At 71.1% G+C, this 15697-nt stretch carries 13 protein-coding genes; 9 read left to right on the plus strand and 4 right to left on the minus strand.

What is annotated here, in order from left to right; translation table 11 throughout:
- Positions 1-8: 8 nt before the first annotated feature.
- A complete protein-coding gene (locus ACGFMK_RS17195) occupies positions 9-1496 on the plus strand; it encodes a CoA-acylating methylmalonate-semialdehyde dehydrogenase (RefSeq protein ID WP_392763568.1) in 1488 nt (495 codons plus the stop codon).
- A gap of 29 nt (positions 1497-1525) precedes the next feature.
- Entirely contained in the window at positions 1526-2527 is a 1002-nt protein-coding gene (locus tag ACGFMK_RS17200) for a Gfo/Idh/MocA family oxidoreductase (protein WP_392763571.1), read from the plus strand.
- Positions 2528-2664: 137 nt separating this feature from the next.
- Here the strand turns inward: ACGFMK_RS17200 and ACGFMK_RS17205 are convergent, their stop codons facing one another.
- Positions 2665-3246 (minus strand): TetR/AcrR family transcriptional regulator, encoded by a 582-nt coding sequence (locus tag ACGFMK_RS17205; protein ID WP_392763574.1) that lies wholly within the window; start codon positions 3244-3246, stop codon positions 2665-2667.
- A gap of 62 nt (positions 3247-3308) precedes the next feature.
- On the opposite strand from ACGFMK_RS17205, the gene ACGFMK_RS17210 reads away from it, so the two are divergent.
- Positions 3309-3800 carry an SRPBCC family protein gene (locus tag ACGFMK_RS17210; RefSeq protein WP_392763577.1) on the plus strand — a complete coding sequence of 164 codons (492 nt, stop codon included), beginning with the start codon at positions 3309-3311 and terminating at the stop codon, positions 3798-3800.
- Positions 3801-3816: 16 nt separating this feature from the next.
- Here the strand turns inward: ACGFMK_RS17210 and ACGFMK_RS17215 are convergent, their stop codons facing one another.
- The 3 genes from ACGFMK_RS17215 to asnB form a co-directional block, all read right to left on the minus strand.
- On the minus strand, positions 3817-5271 hold the full coding sequence (locus tag ACGFMK_RS17215; RefSeq protein WP_392763693.1) for an alpha/beta hydrolase: 1455 nt from the start codon (positions 5269-5271) through the stop codon (positions 3817-3819).
- Positions 5272-5356: 85 nt separating this feature from the next.
- Entirely contained in the window at positions 5357-5662 is a 306-nt protein-coding gene (locus ACGFMK_RS17220; protein ID WP_392763579.1) for a hypothetical protein, read from the minus strand.
- Between the two features lie 34 nt (positions 5663-5696).
- Positions 5697-7538, minus strand: a complete 1842-nt coding sequence (gene asnB, locus ACGFMK_RS17225) for an asparagine synthase (glutamine-hydrolyzing) (RefSeq protein ID WP_392763581.1) — start codon at positions 7536-7538, stop codon at positions 5697-5699.
- A 404-nt stretch (positions 7539-7942) separates the two neighbouring features.
- Here asnB and kdpF point away from each other — a divergent pair, with 404 nt between their 5' ends.
- Genes kdpF through ACGFMK_RS17255 form a run of 6 tightly spaced genes read left to right on the plus strand, consistent with a single transcriptional unit; the run spans position 7943 to position 15597 of the window.
- A complete protein-coding gene (kdpF, locus tag ACGFMK_RS17230) occupies positions 7943-8044 on the plus strand; it encodes a K(+)-transporting ATPase subunit F (protein ID WP_247062298.1) in 102 nt (33 codons plus the stop codon).
- Positions 8044-9705, plus strand: coding sequence for a potassium-transporting ATPase subunit KdpA (gene kdpA, locus ACGFMK_RS17235; RefSeq protein WP_392763585.1), 1662 nt, complete (start codon positions 8044-8046; stop codon positions 9703-9705). Before kdpF ends, kdpA begins: the two co-directional genes overlap by 1 nt.
- Complete coding sequence (gene kdpB, locus ACGFMK_RS17240; protein WP_392763588.1) at positions 9702-11747, plus strand: potassium-transporting ATPase subunit KdpB; 2046 nt, start codon at positions 9702-9704, stop codon at positions 11745-11747. Before kdpA ends, kdpB begins: the two co-directional genes overlap by 4 nt.
- A gap of 4 nt (positions 11748-11751) precedes the next feature.
- Entirely contained in the window at positions 11752-12363 is a 612-nt protein-coding gene (locus ACGFMK_RS17245) for a potassium-transporting ATPase subunit C (protein ID WP_392763590.1), read from the plus strand.
- Positions 12364-12367: 4 nt separating this feature from the next.
- Positions 12368-14905, plus strand: a complete 2538-nt coding sequence (locus ACGFMK_RS17250) for a DUF4118 domain-containing protein (RefSeq protein ID WP_392763592.1) — start codon at positions 12368-12370, stop codon at positions 14903-14905.
- Positions 14902-15597 carry a response regulator gene (locus tag ACGFMK_RS17255; RefSeq protein WP_392763595.1) on the plus strand — a complete coding sequence of 232 codons (696 nt, stop codon included), beginning with the start codon at positions 14902-14904 and terminating at the stop codon, positions 15595-15597. The genes ACGFMK_RS17250 and ACGFMK_RS17255 overlap by 4 nt, the downstream gene beginning before the upstream one ends.
- Positions 15598-15697: the final 100 nt, after the last annotated feature.

The following is a 15697-nucleotide window of genomic DNA, read 5'->3' on the forward strand; positions in this document are numbered from 1 at the left end:
GAGCGATCGTGTCCGAACTCGTCCAGCACTGGATCGACGGCGCCCGCACCTCCGGGGTGGCGGCCCGCCGGGGCGACGTCTTCCAGCCTGCCACCGGCGAGGTGGCCCGGCAGGTCGTCCTGGCCGGCCGAGCCGACGTGGACGCCGCGGTGGCGTCGGCGCTCAAGGCGTCGCTCGACTGGTCCGACAGCTCGCTGTCCGCCCGCACCCGCATCCTGTTCAAGTTCCGCGAACTGGTCGACGCGCACCGCGACGAACTGGCCGCGCTGATCACCGCCGAGCACGGCAAGGTGCTGTCGGACGCCGCCGGTGAGGTGCAGCGCGGCCTCGAGGTCGTCGAGTTCGCCTGCGGCATCGCCCAGGTGCTCAAGGGTGAGCGCTCCGACCAGGTCTCCCGCGGCATCGACGCGTACTCGCTGCGCCAGCCGCTCGGGGTCGTCGCCGGGATCACGCCGTTCAACTTCCCGGTGATGGTGCCGATGTGGATGTTCCCGATCGCCATCGCCTGCGGCAACACGTTCGTGCTCAAACCGTCCGACCGCGACCCGTCGGCGTCGGTCCGGCTCGCCGAGCTGTTCGCCGAAGCCGGGCTGCCGCCGGGCGTGCTCAACGTCGTCCAGGGTGATGCCGAAGCCGTCAACGCGCTGCTCGTGCACCCCGACATCGCCGGGGTGTCGTTCGTCGGGTCGACGCCGATCGCCCGCCACGTCTACGAAACCGGCACGGCCGCGGGCAAGCGCGTCCAGGCCCTCGGCGGGGCGAAGAACCACATGATCGTGCTGCCGGACGCCGACCTCGACGGCGCGGCCGACGCGGCGGTGTCCGCGGGCTACGGCAGCGCGGGGGAGCGGTGCATGGCGATCTCGGTCGTCGTGGCGGTCGGCGACCGCGGTGACGAGCTGGTCGAGGCGATCGCGTCACGGACCCGCGAGCTGAAGACCGGGCCGGGTACCGACGAGACCTCGCAGATGGGCCCGGTCGTCACCGGCGCCGCGCGCGACCGGATCGTGTCCTATGTGGACGCGGGGGAGAAGGCGGGCGCCTCCCTGGTCGTCGACGGCCGGACGTTCGTCGGGCCCGGTGCCGGGTTCTGGGTCGGGCCGACGCTGTTCGACCACGTCACGACCGACATGTCGGTCTACACCGACGAAATCTTCGGCCCGGTGCTGGTGGTCGTCCGCGCGGACAGCTTCGAGGAGGCACTCGCGCTGGTGAACGCCAACCCGTACGGCAACGGCACGGCGATCTTCACCACCGACGGCCTGGCCGCGCGCGAGTTCGAGCGCCGGGTGCAGGTGGGCATGGTCGGCATCAACGTCCCGATCCCGGTCCCGATGGCCTACTACTCCTTCGGCGGCTGGAAGGACTCGCTGTTCGGCGACACCCACGTCCACGGCGCCGAGGGCGTCCGGTTCTACACCCGGGCGAAGGCCGTCACGTCACGCTGGCCGCGTCAGGCGCAGGGCGTCGACCTGGGCTTCCCCACGCACGGCTGATCTTTTCGGACACAGGAGGGTTTACGACGATGAGGTTGGGACTGGCGGGCACCGGGCGGATCGGCACCGCGCACGCGGAGACGCTCAAGGGGTTCGACGAGGTCGAGTCGGTCGTGGTGGCCGACGTCGACACCGCGCGCGCCCAGGCCGCGGGGGCGAAGCTGGGCGTGGAGGTCGCGGCGAGCATCGAGGGGCTGTTCGCCGCGGGACTCGATGGCCTGGTCGTCACCGCGGCCACCGACGCCCACCCCGGGCTGATCATCGCGGCGGTCGACGCGGGTTTGCCGGTGTTCTGCGAGAAGCCGGTCGCGGCCGACATCCCCGGCACCCTGGCGGTGATCGACCGGATCGGCGCGTCGGACGTCCCGGTCCAGATCGGGTTCCAGCGCCGGTTCGACGCGGGGTACGCGGCGGCCCGGGCGGCCGTCGCGTCGGGGGAGCTGGGCTGGCTGCACACGCTGCGCGCGACGACGTTCGACCCGGCGCCCCCGCCGGCGGAGTACGTCGCGCACTCGGGCGGGCTGTTCCGCGACTGCGGTGTCCACGACTTCGACGTCATCCGCTGGGTGAGCGGCCGCGAGGTCGAGGAGGTCTACGCGATCGGCGCCAACCGCGGTGAGCGGTTCTTCGCCGACGCGGGCGACGTCGACACGGCGGCGGCGACCCTCACCCTGGACGACGGCACCTTGGCGACGGTGTCGCTGACCCGCTACAACGGCGCGGGTTACGACGTCCGGCTGGAGGCACTGGGCTCGGCCGCGAACGTCGTGGTCGGCATGGACGACCGGGCGCCGCTGCGGTCGGTCGAACCGGGTGTGCCGCTGCTGCCGGGCCCGCCGTACCCGGGTTTCATGGAGCGCTTCCGCCCGGCGTACACGACGGAGCTTCGAGCGTTCCTGGATGTCGTGGCCGGCCGCGCTCCTTCGCCGTGCGTCGCGGCTGACGCGCTCGAAGCGTTCTACATCGCCGAAGCCTGCGAGGTCTCGCGGCGCGAGCGCCGCCCGGTGAAGCTGACAGAGGTCCGCCGCTAGCCGGATCTCGCGTGTTTGGGGCCGGATCTCGCGAATTACGGGCGGCGGAGCTTCCGGACGATCGCCGGTTCTGTGACCGCGCGATCAGGGGGACGACACGCCGCGAGCCGGTCGTGTCGTCGCGCCCATCACGTGAGTTACGGGCGGAGGAGCTTCCGGACTGTGCGTTCCACCAGGTCGGCGGCCTTCGGCGGCGGGGTCCGGCCGGTCGAGAGGTAGCGGTGGACGACCGCGCGCGGGATCTCGACCAGGGCCAGCACCACGTCCTCGTCGGTGCAGCCGGTGAGCGGGGGCAGGGCGAGCGTCGCGCGTTTCAGGACCTTGCGGAGTTCCTCCTCCGCCGTGGTCACGGCGGCGACGGCCTCGGGTGACCAGTCGGCGGGGCCGAAGGCCTGCTTGCCGGCGTCGAGGACCCGCGCGCCCTCGGGGTGCTTGCGGCACCAGCGGACGACGCTCGTCGCGGCCTCGACCGCCGCGTCCACCGAAGCCGCGTCACCCAGCGTTTCGGCGAACAGGTCCTGGAAGTCGCGCAGGGTGCGGAGCCAGAGCGCGGCCAGCAGGGCCGGGCGGTCCGGGAAGCGGTGGTAGATCGAGCCGTTCGGCGCGCCCGCGGCCTTGGCCGTCGCGGCCATCGTGACCGCGCGGGCACCGCCGTCGGCGAACAACGCCGTGGCGGCGTCGAGGAACTGCGCTGGGGTGTGCGTCGCGGGCCTGCCCATGGTTCTGGAGACTATCCTCTGATACGTTCTGGAGGACAGTCTCCAGAACGGAGGTTCGCGTCATGGTTCGCAACGTCCACACCCGGCGGCTCCCACACCCCGTGCCACCCGGGCTGCTGGCCACCCTCGGCACCCCGGACGACCGCCTCTGGCCGGTCGCCGACTGGCCGCCCACCCGCCTCGACGGCCCGCCGGTTCCCGGCACGACCGCGAGCCACGGTCCCGTCCGGTACGTGCTCGAGGAGGTCGAGCCCGATCGCCTGCGGTTCCACTTCACAGCGCCGAAAGGCCTGCACGGTTACCATGAGTTCACGATTTCGGGTGACGCGCTGACCCACGTCCTGGCCGGGACGCTCCACGGCTGGGCCCGGCTGAGCTGGCCGCTGGTGTTCCGCCCCCTGCACGACGCGTTGCTGGAGCAGCTCCTGGACCGCGCCGAACTGGCGGTGACCGGCCGGATCGCCCAGCCGGCCGTCTGGTCGCCGTACGTCCGGTTCCTGCGCGCACTCGCCGGGATGCGCGCCAACCGGCTGAGCCCGGCCGATCACCGCTGACCGGCCGGGCCCTCGGTCAGTGCGTTTCCGCCGCGCAGAAGGTGTCGCGCGCCGGGCGCTCGCCCGTCACCAGGAAGTCCGTCACCGCGGTGTTGGCGCACTGGTTCCCCGCGACCACGTAGACGCCGTGGCCGCCCTCGTCGGCGGTCACCATCCGGGCCCGGTCCCCGAAGGCCGCGCGCAGCTTGCGGGCGTTCACCAGCGGGGTGCCCGGGTCACGCTGGTTCTGCACGAGCAGCACGTTCGAAGGGCCGTTCCCGGTGATCCGCACCTTCGGCTCGGTCGCCGGGGTCGTCCAGTACGCGCACGGCGAGACGTTCGCCGTGGCGGCGCCGAGCATCGGGTAGCGGATCCGGTCGATCGCCACGTTGGCCTGGTAGGTCGCCACCGACCGCGGCCAGCGTGAGTCGGTGCAGACCACGGCGAGCCGGGCGGCCAGCATGTTCTCGGTGATCTCGCCCGTGAGTTTCGGCGTCTCACCCTTGTCCAGCGACTGCCACGCCGCCGCGAGGTCCGGGAACTGCGCGTCCCCGTAGGAGTAGCTGAACGCCAGCCCGCGGAAGGCCGAGCCGTCGATCCCGGCGACCGGCGCCTTTTCCAGGCGGGTGGCCAGCTCGAAGAACTTGGCGGTCACCTGGGCGGGGGTGGTGCCCAGTCCGTACTCCGGGTGCGCCGCGGCGAACTTCGCGAAGTCCGGGAACCGGTCCTTCAGGCCCTGGGAAAAGGCGCGCATCGCGTCGATGTCGTAACCGCCGGGCCCGAGGTTGCTGTCGAGCACGATCTTGTCGCCGCGCCGCGGGAACATCGTCGTGTACACCGCGCCCAGGTACGTGCCGTAGGACGCGCCCAGGTAGGAGAGCGTGGGCTCGCCCAGCGCCTCCCGGATGCGGTCCATGTCCCGCGCCGTGTTCGCCGTGGTCACGTGCGGCAGCATCCAGCCGGTCTTGGACCTCGCGCACTGCTGGGCCACGGCCTTCGAGACCTGCGCCTGCTTGACGACGTCGGCGGGGTTCTCGGCGTAGGGCAGGTTGCCGATCGCCTGCTGCTCCGGCGTCAGGTCGCAGGTCACGGGCGAGCTGCGCCCGATGCCGCGCGGGTCGAAGCCGATGACGTCGTACTGGTCCCGCACGCTCTGCGGCAGCGGCGCCGGCAGGCTCGGGATGGCCAGCAGCTGCGGGTAGTCCAGCCCTTCGACGCCGGGGCCGCCGGGGTTCGTGAACAGCACGCCGCGCCGCTTTTCGGGGTGCTTGCTCGGCAGGCGCGAGACGGCGATGTCGATCTTGCGGCCGGCGGGGTCGCGGTAGTCCAGCGGAACCGGCAGGGTCGTGCACTCCAGGTCGGGCGTGGGGAAGGCGCCGGCCGGACAGGGCCCCCACTTCAGCGCGCCCGTGGCGGGCGCGGCCGAGGCGGCGGGCACCACGGCCGTCGCCGTGACCGCGACGGCGGCGGCCGCCAGCAGGATCTTCTTCATCGGTGTCGTGGACATGCCCCCGATTCCAGCGCGCCGGGCGCCGGGGAGGCAGTGTGCTGACGTCACCAGCCCTGGTGACGTGGTGTCACTGGTGCCGAGCCGACCCCAGCCGGGGCAGGATCTCCGTGCGCACGTACTCCAGTGCGTCCCGCTCCGGCAGGATGTGCGGCCCCTGCACCCACCGCACCCCGTGGCGCACGGCCGCCGCCGTCAGCCGTTCGCGCAACGGGCCCACCACGCCCGCGCCCAGCACCAGCGCGTCCACCACGCCCAGCCGGGACAGCGCCGCTTCCTCCGAAGCGACGCCGTCCGCGGCGAGACCCGCCGCGGACAGCGCCGCCGTCACCCTCGAGACCGTGGCCGGGTTGCGGCCGAACAGCAGTACCTTCATGCCACCCAGCTTGGAACCTCAAGCGGGCTCGAGGTCAAGACAACTGCAACTCCGGGTGGTACATGTCGATCCAGTGGTACAGGTCGAGCAGCCGGTCCAGGCCGATGCGGGCCGCCGGGTCCATGGTCGCCGGGTCCACTTCGGACACCCGGTGCGCCCACGCCTTGTCGACCAGCCCGAACACCGAGTGGTTCGGCTCCGCCAGGACCTCCTTGACCTGCTGCTGCAGCGCCGCGGCGTAACCCGGGTCCTGCGTCGAGGGGTACGGGCTCTTCACGCGGTCCCGCACCGAGTCCGGCAGCACGTGCTTGGTCGCGTGCCGCAGCAGGCTCTTCTCCCGGCCGTCGAACGTCTTCAGCGACCACGGCGTGTTGTAGACGTACTCGACCAGCCGGTGGTCGCAGAACGGCACCCGGACCTCCAGGCCCACCGCCATCGACGCGCGGTCCTTGCGGTCGAGCAGCATCCGCACGAACCGGGTCAGGTGCAGGTTGCAGATCGTCCGCATCCGCGCCTCGCGCTCGGACTCGCCGTCGAGGTGCTCGACCCCGGCGACCGCCGTCGCGTACTGGTCCGCGACGTAGGCCTCCAGGTTCAGCTTGCGGACCAGCTCCGGCGTGTACAGCGACGCCCGCTCGTCCATCATCGACGACCGGAACGCCAGCCACGGGAACGTGTCCGCGTTGACGGCCTTCTCGTCGTGGAACCAGCGGTAGCCGCCGAACACCTCGTCGGCCGACTCGCCCGACAGGGCCACCGTCGACTCGCCGCGGATCGCCTTGAACAGCAGGTACAGCGACGTGTCCATGTCGCCGAGCCCGGCCGGGATGTCGCGGGCCTTCAGCACCGCGCGCCGCACCGCCGGGTCGCTCAGCTCCGCCGGGTTGAGCATCACGTCCTGGTGCGCGGACCCGACCAGGTCCGCGACGTCGCGGATGAACGGCGAGTCCGCGGTGTCCCGCATCTCGTCCGGCTTGAAGTTCTCCTCCTGGCCGAAGAAGTCGACGGAGAACGTCCGCAGCTGCTCACCCTGCTCGGCCAGCCGCGCGGCGGCCAGGCCGGTGACGGCACTCGAGTCGAGCCCGCCCGACAGCAGCACGCAGCGCGGGACGTCCGCGACCAGCTGCCGGTGCACGATGTCGGTCATCAGCTCGCGGACGCGCTCGACCGTGGTCTCCTGGTCGTCCGTGTGCTGCTTCGCGTCGAGCTTCCAGTACGTGCGGGTGCGGACGCCCTCGCGCGACACGGTGACGATGGTGCCGGGCTGGACCTCTTCCATGTCCTTCCACAGCGACCAGCCGGGGCGCTTGGTGAACGCCAGCAGCTCCCGCAGGCCGTCGGTGTCGACGACCCTCTTCGCGAGCGGGTTCGCCAGGATCGCCTTCGGCTCGGAACCGAACAGGACGCCGTCGGCCGTGGGGTAGTAGTAGAACGGCTTGATGCCCATCCGGTCGCGGATCATGACGAGGCGGTCGTCGCGCTCGTCCCAGATCGCGAAGGCGTACATGCCGTTGAGGTGGTCGACGACCGCGTCGCCCCACTGCAGGTAGCCGTGCAGCACCACTTCGGTGTCGCTGTCGGTCTCCCACTTGTGGCCCAGCTTCGTCAGCTCGTCCTTCAGCTCGGTGAAGTTGTAGGTCTCACCGCTGTAGACCATCGCGACGTCGCCGTTGGGCGTGTGGACGGACATCGGCTGCCGGCCGCCGGGCAGGTCGATGATGGCCAGCCGCCGGTGTCCGAGCGCGACGTGCGTGCGCACCCAGGTGCCGACGTCGTCCGGGCCGCGGCAGGCCATGGTCTCCGTCATGGCGTCGACCACGTCCTGACGGCGGGTGAGGTCGGTGTCGTAGGAAACCCAGCCGGCGATACCGCACATATGGACCCCTCCAAGCATTTACTTAGCTAGTACAACTATCGGTAACACAGGTGTAACACGATGCGAAGATCTTGTCTGCCCGAATTGCACGTTCCGCACTCATTCGGTCACACGTTGTGCTGTTGGTCACTTACCGCCCGCAGCGGGACCCGGGTGCGGGGCAAACGCTTGCGTGACCGGCGCCACCCGCCATAAAGACCGCGTAAATGCGCATCAGGACGGCGTTAACGCGCCGTCAGCCGGCCTCCGCAACGGCCTCTCGCAGCCGCACAGTTGCGTCGTCCCTGGTCACCGAAAGCGGTGACCTGTCCTGAGAGGTGCCTAGTGGCCGACTTGCTCTACGCCGTTCTGATGATCGGCATCTTCGTGGTTATCGCGCTGGCCCTGCGTGGCTTGGAGAAGCTGTGAGCGGCGCGGGCACCGTGGCCAACGTCGTCGGCGGGCTGCTGGCGCTGGGCCTTCTCGTTTACCTGTTCGTCGCCTTGATCAGGCCGGAGAAATTCTGATGTCCGACACCGCGGCCGGGCTCATCCAGCTCGGCCTCCTCCTCGCCGCCCTCGCCGCGGTCTACAAGCCGCTCGGCGACTACCTGGCGCGCGTCTTCTCGACCGAGAAGCACCTGAAGCTCGAGAAGGGGCTCTACAAGCTCTTCCGGGTCGACCCGGACTCCGAGCAGCGGTGGCCGACCTACGCCGCCGGCGTGCTCGGCTTCTCGTTCGTCTCGGTCGTCCTGCTCTACCTGCTGCAGCGGCTGCAGCCGATCCTGCCGTGGGGCCTGGGCCGCGGCTCGGTGAGCCCCGGCGTCGCGTTCAACACGGCGATCTCGTTCGTCACCAACACGAACTGGCAGTCCTACGTCCCCGAGACGACGATGGGCCACTTCGTGCAGATGGCCGGGCTCACCGTGCAGAACTTCCTGTCGGCGGGGGTCGGCCTGGCCGTCGCCATCGCGCTGACCCGCGGGTTCATCCGCTCGCGGACCGACCGGCTCGGCAACTTCTGGGTGGACCTCACGCGCGGCACCGTCCGCGTGCTGCTGCCGATGGCCTTCGTGTTCGCGCTGGTGCTGATCGCCCTCGGCGTCGTCCAGAGCCTCAAGGCGGGCGTCGCGGTCACGAACCCGGACGGCAGCCAGAGCACCATCGCGCTGGCCCCGGCGGCGAGCCAGGAGGCGATCAAGGAGCTCGGCACCAACGGCGGCGGCATCCTCAACGCCAACTCGGCGCACCCCTTCGAGAACCCCAACGCGTGGACGAACCTGGTCGAGCTGTTCCTGATCCTGGTGATCCCGGTCAGCCTGACCCGCACGTTCGGCAAGCTCGTCGGCAAGCCCAAGCAGGGTTACGTCCTGCTCGGCGTGATGAGCCTGCTCTGGGCCGCGTCGCTGGCGATCATCTGGTTCTCCGAGGCCAAGGCGAGCAACCCGGCCGCGCTGGCCGCGGGAGCGAGCATGGAAGGCAAGGAACAGCGGTTCGGCATCTCGAGCACGTCGATCTTCGCCGACACCACCACGGGTACGTCCACGGGCGCGGTCAACGGCGCCCACGACAGCCTCTCGGGGCTTGGTGGCGGCGGGCCGCTGCTGAACATGCTCTACGGCGAGATCTCGCCGGGCGGCGTCGGCACCGGCCTCTACGGCATCCTCGTGCTGGCCATCATCGCGATGTTCCTGGCCGGCCTGATGGTCGGGCGGACGCCGGAGTACCTGGGCAAGAAGCTCGGCAAGCGCGAGGTCACCTGCGCGGCGATCTCGATGCTGGCCATGCCCCTGGTCGTGCTCCTGGGCAGCGGTATCGCCCTGATGCTGCCGGACACCGCGGGCGCGCTCGGCAACAGCGGCGCGCACGGGCTGTCCGAAATCCTCTACGGCTACGCCTCGACCGGCAACAACAACGGCAGCGCGTTCGGCGGCCTGACCGCGACGAGCGACTGGTTCCAGTCGTCGTTCGGCGTCGCCATGGCGCTAGGCCGGTTCATCCCGATCGTCGCCGTGCTCTGCCTGGCCGGTTCCCTGGCCGCGCAGAAGAAGGTCCCCGAGACCGCGGGGACGCTGCCCACCACCGGGCCGCTGTTCGCCACCATGCTCACCGGCACGGTGGTGCTCGTCGCGGCCCTCACGTTCATCCCGGCGCTCGCGCTCGGGCCCATCGCGGAGGCACTCGCATGACCGTCACCGAAGAACGACCCCAGGTGACCCACGAAGAGCACACCGGCCGGGTCGGCGCGGGCGTGTTCAGCCCCCGCCAGCTCTGGACGTCCCTCCCGGACGCCCTCCGGAAGCTCAACCCGAAGCACCAGCTCGCCAACCCGGTGATGTTCGTGGTGTGGGTCGGCTCGGCGCTGACCACCGTCTTCGCCGTCACCGACCCGAGCGTCTTCACCATCCTGATCGCGATCTGGCTGTGGTTCACGGTCCTCTTCGCGAACCTCGCCGAGGCCGTCGCCGAAGGGCGGGGCAAGGCACAGGCGGAATCGCTGCGCCGGTCGAAGAAGGAGACCGTCGCCCGCCGGCTCACCGGATCCGGCGAAGAACAGGTACCGGGGGCCGAGCTGAAGATCGGCGACCTCGTGGTCGTCGAGGCCGGCCAGGTGATCCCGGGTGACGGCGACGTCGTCGAGGGCATCGCGACCGTCGACGAGTCGGCCATCACCGGCGAGTCCGCCCCGGTCATCCGCGAGTCGGGTGGTGACCGCAGCGCCGTCACCGGCGGCACGACCGTGCTGAGCGACCGGATCGTCGTGAAGATCACGACCAAGCCGGGCGAGTCCTTTGTGGACCGCATGATCGCGTTGGTGGAAGGCGCTTCCCGGCAGAAGACGCCGAACGAGATCGCGCTGACCATCCTGCTGGCCACGCTGACCATCATCTTCCTGCTCGCCGTCGTGGCGCTGCAGCCGATGGCCGGCTACTCCGGCAGCGAGCAGTCCGTGATCGTGCTGACCGCGCTGCTGGTCTGCCTGATCCCGACGACGATCGGCGCCCTGCTGAGCGCCATCGGCATCGCGGGCATGGACCGGCTGGTGCAGCGCAACGTCCTCGCGACGTCCGGCCGCGCGGTCGAGGCCGCGGGCGACGTCTCGACGCTGCTGCTGGACAAGACCGGCACGATCACCTTCGGCAACCGCCGGGCCACCGAGCTGATCCCGGTGGGAACGTCCACTCCGGCCGAACTCGCGCGGGCCGCCCGGCTGGCCAGCCTCGCCGACGAGACGCCGGAAGGACGCAGCGTCGTCGAGCTGACCGAGGCCCACGCGGGTGAGGACGTGCACGGCGAGTTCGTCCCGTTCACCGCGCAGACCCGGATGAGCGGCCTCGACGTCGGTGACCGGCGGATCCGCAAGGGCGCAGCCTCCGCCGTGCGGGCGTGGGTGCGCGAAAACGGCGGGGTGTTCCCCGACGAGACCGAGCGGGTGGTCGACGAGATCAGCGCCCAGGGCGGCACTCCGCTGGTGGTCGCCGAGGACACCGTGGTGCACGGCGTGATCCGGCTCTCCGACGTCGTCAAGCCCGGCATGAAGGAGCGCTTCAAGGAACTCCGGGCGATGGGCATCAAGACGGTGATGATCACCGGCGACAACCCGCTCACCGCCAAGGCCATCGCGGCGGACGCGGGCGTCGACGACTACCTCGCCGAGGCCAAGCCCGAAGACAAGATGGCGCTCATCAAGAAGGAGCAGGAAGGTGGCCGCCTGGTCGCGATGACCGGCGACGGCACCAACGACGCCCCCGCGCTCGCGCAGTCCGACGTCGGTGTCGCGATGAACACCGGCACGTCGGCCGCGAAGGAGGCCGGCAACATGGTCGACCTCGACAGCGACCCGACGAAGCTGATCGAGATCGTCGAGATCGGCAAGCAGCTGCTGATCACGCGCGGCGCGCTGACGACGTTCAGCGTGGCGAACGACCTCGCGAAGTACTTCGCGATCCTGCCGGCCATGTTCACCGGCATCTTCGCCCAGCTCGGCGCGCTGAACATCATGCACCTGGCCACGCCGAAGTCGGCGATCCTCTCCGCGGTCATCTTCAACGCGCTGATCATCGTCGTGCTGATCCCGCTGGCCCTGCGCGGCGTGCGGTACAAGCCGTCGTCGGCCTCCGCGTTGCTGCGCCGCAACCTGCTCGTCTACGGCCTCGGCGGCATCGTCAGCCCCTTCCTCGGGATCTGGCTGATCGACCTGCTCGTGCGCCTCATCCCTGGAATCGGGTGAACTCGTGAACACTCTCGTCAAGCAGACCTGGGCCGGCCTGCGCGTGCTGATCGTGCTGACCGTCCTGCTCGGGGTGATCTACCCCCTGGCCGTGTGGGCGATCGCCCGCATCCCCGGGCTGGAGGGCCACGCCGAAGGCTCGGTCGTCACGCGGAACGGCCAGGCCGTCGGGTCGTCGCTGATCGGCGTCGACCCGGTGCCCGCCGACCCGGCGAAGGACCCGTGGTTCCACAACCGGCCCTCGGCGCTCTCGAAGGACGCGCTCGGCCCCGGCGACCCGTCGACGTCCGGCGCGTCCAACAAGGGCCCGTACAACGAGGACCTGGTGAAGACCATCGGCGAACGCAAGGACGCCATCGCGAAGCGCGAAGGGGTGTCGCCCGATCAGGTACCGCCGGACGCGGTGACGGCGTCGGGTTCCGGGCTCGACCCGTCGATCAGCGTCGCCTACGCCGACCTCCAGATCGCCCGCGTCGCCCGGGTGACGGGGTTGCCGGCGGATCGGGTGAAGCAGCTCGTCGAGGCGAACACGTCGGGCGCCGGCATCGGGATCCCCGGGGTGAATGTGCTCCAGCTCAACTTGGCCGTGCAAGGTGCGGCCGGAGGGGCACACTGACAGCGTGACCACGGAAAAGACGAAGCCGCGCCGGGGGGAGCTGAGGATCTACCTCGGCGCGGCTCCGGGCGTCGGCAAGACCTTCGCCATGCTCGGTGAGGCCCGGCGCCGCCTCGACCGCGGCACCGACGTCGTCGTCGGGCTGGTGGAGACACACGGCCGCGAGAAGACCGCGGTGCTGCTCGAAGGTCTCGAAACCGTGCCGCGACGGCACGTCGTGCACCGCGGCCGCGCCTTCGAGGAGATGGACGTCGACGCCATCCTGGCCCGCGCCCCGGAGGTCGCCGTCGTCGACGAGCTCGCGCACACCAACGTGCCGGGCTCGCGCAACGCCAAGCGCTGGCAGGACGTCGAGGAACTCCTCGAAGCCGGGATCGACGTCCTGTCCACGGTCAACGTGCAGCACCTGCAGAGCCTCAACGACGTCGTCGAGCGGATCACCGGCGTCACCCAGCACGAGACCGTGCCCGACGAGGTCGTCCGCCGCGCCGAGCAGCTCGAACTCGTCGACATCACGCCCGAGGCGCTGCGCCGGCGGCTCGCGCACGGCAACGTCTACCCGGCCGAGCGGATCGACGCCGCGCTCGGCAACTACTTCCGCCCCGGCAACCTCACCGCGCTGCGCGAGCTGGCCCTGCTGTGGGTGGCCGACCAGGTCGACGTCGCGCTGCAGCGCTACCGCGCCGAGCAGAAGATCACCGACACCTGGGAGGCACGCGAACGCGTCGTCGTCTCCATCACCGGCGGGCCGGAGAGCGAGACGCTCATCCGCCGCGCCAGCCGGATCGCCGGGCGCGCCGGGGCCGAGCTGCAGGTCGTCCACATCCTGCGTGGCGACGGCCTGTCCGGGCTCGGCCCGACCGCGATCGCCCGCTGCCGCACGCTGGCCGAGGAGGTCGGCGCGACGTTCCACACCGTCGTCGGCGACGACGTCCCGACGGCGCTGCTGGACTTCGCCCGCGGCGTCAACGCGACGCAGCTGGTGATCGGCACCTCGCGGCGCTCCCGCGTGGCGCGGCTGTTCGACGAGGGCATCAGCGCCACCGTCGTCCGCCAGTCCGGGCCGATCGACGTCCACATGGTCACCCACTCCGAGGCGGGCGGCCGGCTGCGGACCCGTCTCGGCGCGAGCCCGCTGGGGTTCTCGCGGCTGGTCGCGGGCTGGGTCCTGAGCGTCGTGCTGCCGGTGCTGGTGACGGTCATCGGCCTGTTCGTGCCCGCCGGGCTCGACTTCGCCACCGACGTCATTTCCTACGTGCTGGCCACGGTCGTGGTCGCCCTCGTCGGCGGCCTCGGCCCGGCGCTGGTCGCGGCCGTGCTCGGGGCCGGGCTGCTCAACTTCTTCTTCACGCCGCCGCTCTACACGCTGAACGTGCACACGCCGCAGAACCTCGTGACGCTGATCGCGATGGTCGTGGTGGCGGTGCTCGTCGCGCTGGTCGTCGACCAGGCCGCGCGGCGGGCCACGCAGGCGGCGCGGGCGCGGACGGAAGCCGCGCTGCTCGCGTCCTACGCGCGGACGGTCCTGACCCACGCGAACCCGATCGAGCGGCTGCTGGAGAAGGTCCGCGAGAACTTCGCACTGACGTCGGTGACGCTGCTGGAGAAGCAAAACGGCGAGTGGCACCGCGTCGCGACCGCCGGCGAGCAGCCGTGCGCCGACCCGGACGAGGCCGACGTCGACATCGCCGTCACCGCCGACGTCCACCTCACGTTGCGCGGGCGCGCCCTGCCGGCGGCCGACCGGAGGGTGCTGGAAGCCGTCGCCGGGCAGGCCCTGCTTTCGTTGCGCCAGCAACGCAGTGCCGACGCCGCGGCGAAGGCCGAGCGCAAGGCCGAGGCCACCGAGCTGCGGACGACGCTGCTTTCGGCCGTCGGGCACGACCTGCGGACGCCGCTGACGTCGATCAAGGCGTCCATCGGCAGCCTGCGCGCCCCGGACCTGCAGCTGTCCGAAGAGGACACCGCGGAGCTGATGGAGGCGATCGAGCTGTCCGCGGACCGGCTGGCCGGCCTGATCGACAACCTGCTCGATTCCTCGCGGCTGGCCACCGGCGCGGTGCGGCCGCACCTGCGCCCGGTCGGCTACGACGAGGTCGTCGCCCACGCGCTGTCCAATGTGGACGCCTCCGACGCGGTGGTCGTCGCGGTCGACGACCAGCTGCCGTCCGTGCTCGCCGACCCGGGGCTGCTGGAGCGGGTGGTGGCGAACGTCCTGGACAACGCGCTGCGGCACGGCGGGGGCCGGGTGTCGGCCCGGGCCAGCGCCCACTCCGGCCACGTCGAGCTGCGGATCGTCGACCACGGCAAGGGACTGCGCAAGGGCACCGCGGACTCGGCGTTCGCGCCGTTCCAGCGCCTCGGCGGCGACCGGGACGCGACCCCGGGCGTCGGGCTCGGGCTGTCGGTCGCGAAGGGGTTCACCGAGGCGATGGGCGGCACGATCCGCGCCGAGGACACGCCGGGCGGCGGGCTCACCGTTGTCGTGTCCTTGCCCGCCGAGAGCGTCAGCTACCACGAAGTCGAGGAGGGGGTGCGATGAGCGACACCGGGGCCACCGTGCTGGTGGTGGACGACGAGCCGCAGATCGTGCGGGCGCTGCGGATCAACCTCAACGCCCGCGGCTACAAGGTGATCACCGCGCACGACGGCACGGCCGCGCTCAAGGCCGTCGCCGAGACCAAGCCGGACGTCGTCGTGCTCGACCTCGGCCTGCCCGACCTCGACGGCACCGAGGTGATCGCCGGCCTGCGCGGCTGGACGACGGTCCCGATCATCGTGCTGTCCGCCCGCGGCGACTCGGCCGACAAGGTCCAGGCCCTCGACGCGGGCGCCGACGACTACGTCACCAAGCCGTTCGGCATGGACGAGCTGCTGGCCCGCCTGCGCGCCGCGGTCCGCCGTTCCGCGGTGGCCGGCGCCGACGACGTGGACGCGGTGGTGGACACGGAGTCGTTCAGCATCGACCTGGCGGCGAAGAAGGTCCGCCGTGACGGCCACGAAGTCCACCTGACGAAGACCGAGTGGGGCGTGCTGGAGCTGCTGGTCCGCAACCGCGGCCGGCTGGTCGCGCAGAAGCAGCTGCTGCACGAGGTGTGGGGCCCGTCGTACGAGACGGAGTCCCACTACCTGCGGGTGTACCTGGCCCAGCTGCGGCGCAAGCTGGAGCCGGAGCCCTCGCGGCCCCGGCACCTGCTGACCGAGCCGGGCATGGGCTACCGCTTCGAGGCCTGACACCGCCGTGGTTGCTGGGTTGAAGGGTTGGAAAACCTGTGAAACAAAACACACCCACCCCGGGGCCGGCGGGGCGAGCGTGGGGTCGGCCACCGCCCGG

It is taken from the genome of Amycolatopsis sp. NPDC049252, from assembly GCF_043197175.1.
Taxonomy (GTDB): domain Bacteria; phylum Actinomycetota; class Actinomycetes; order Mycobacteriales; family Pseudonocardiaceae; genus Amycolatopsis.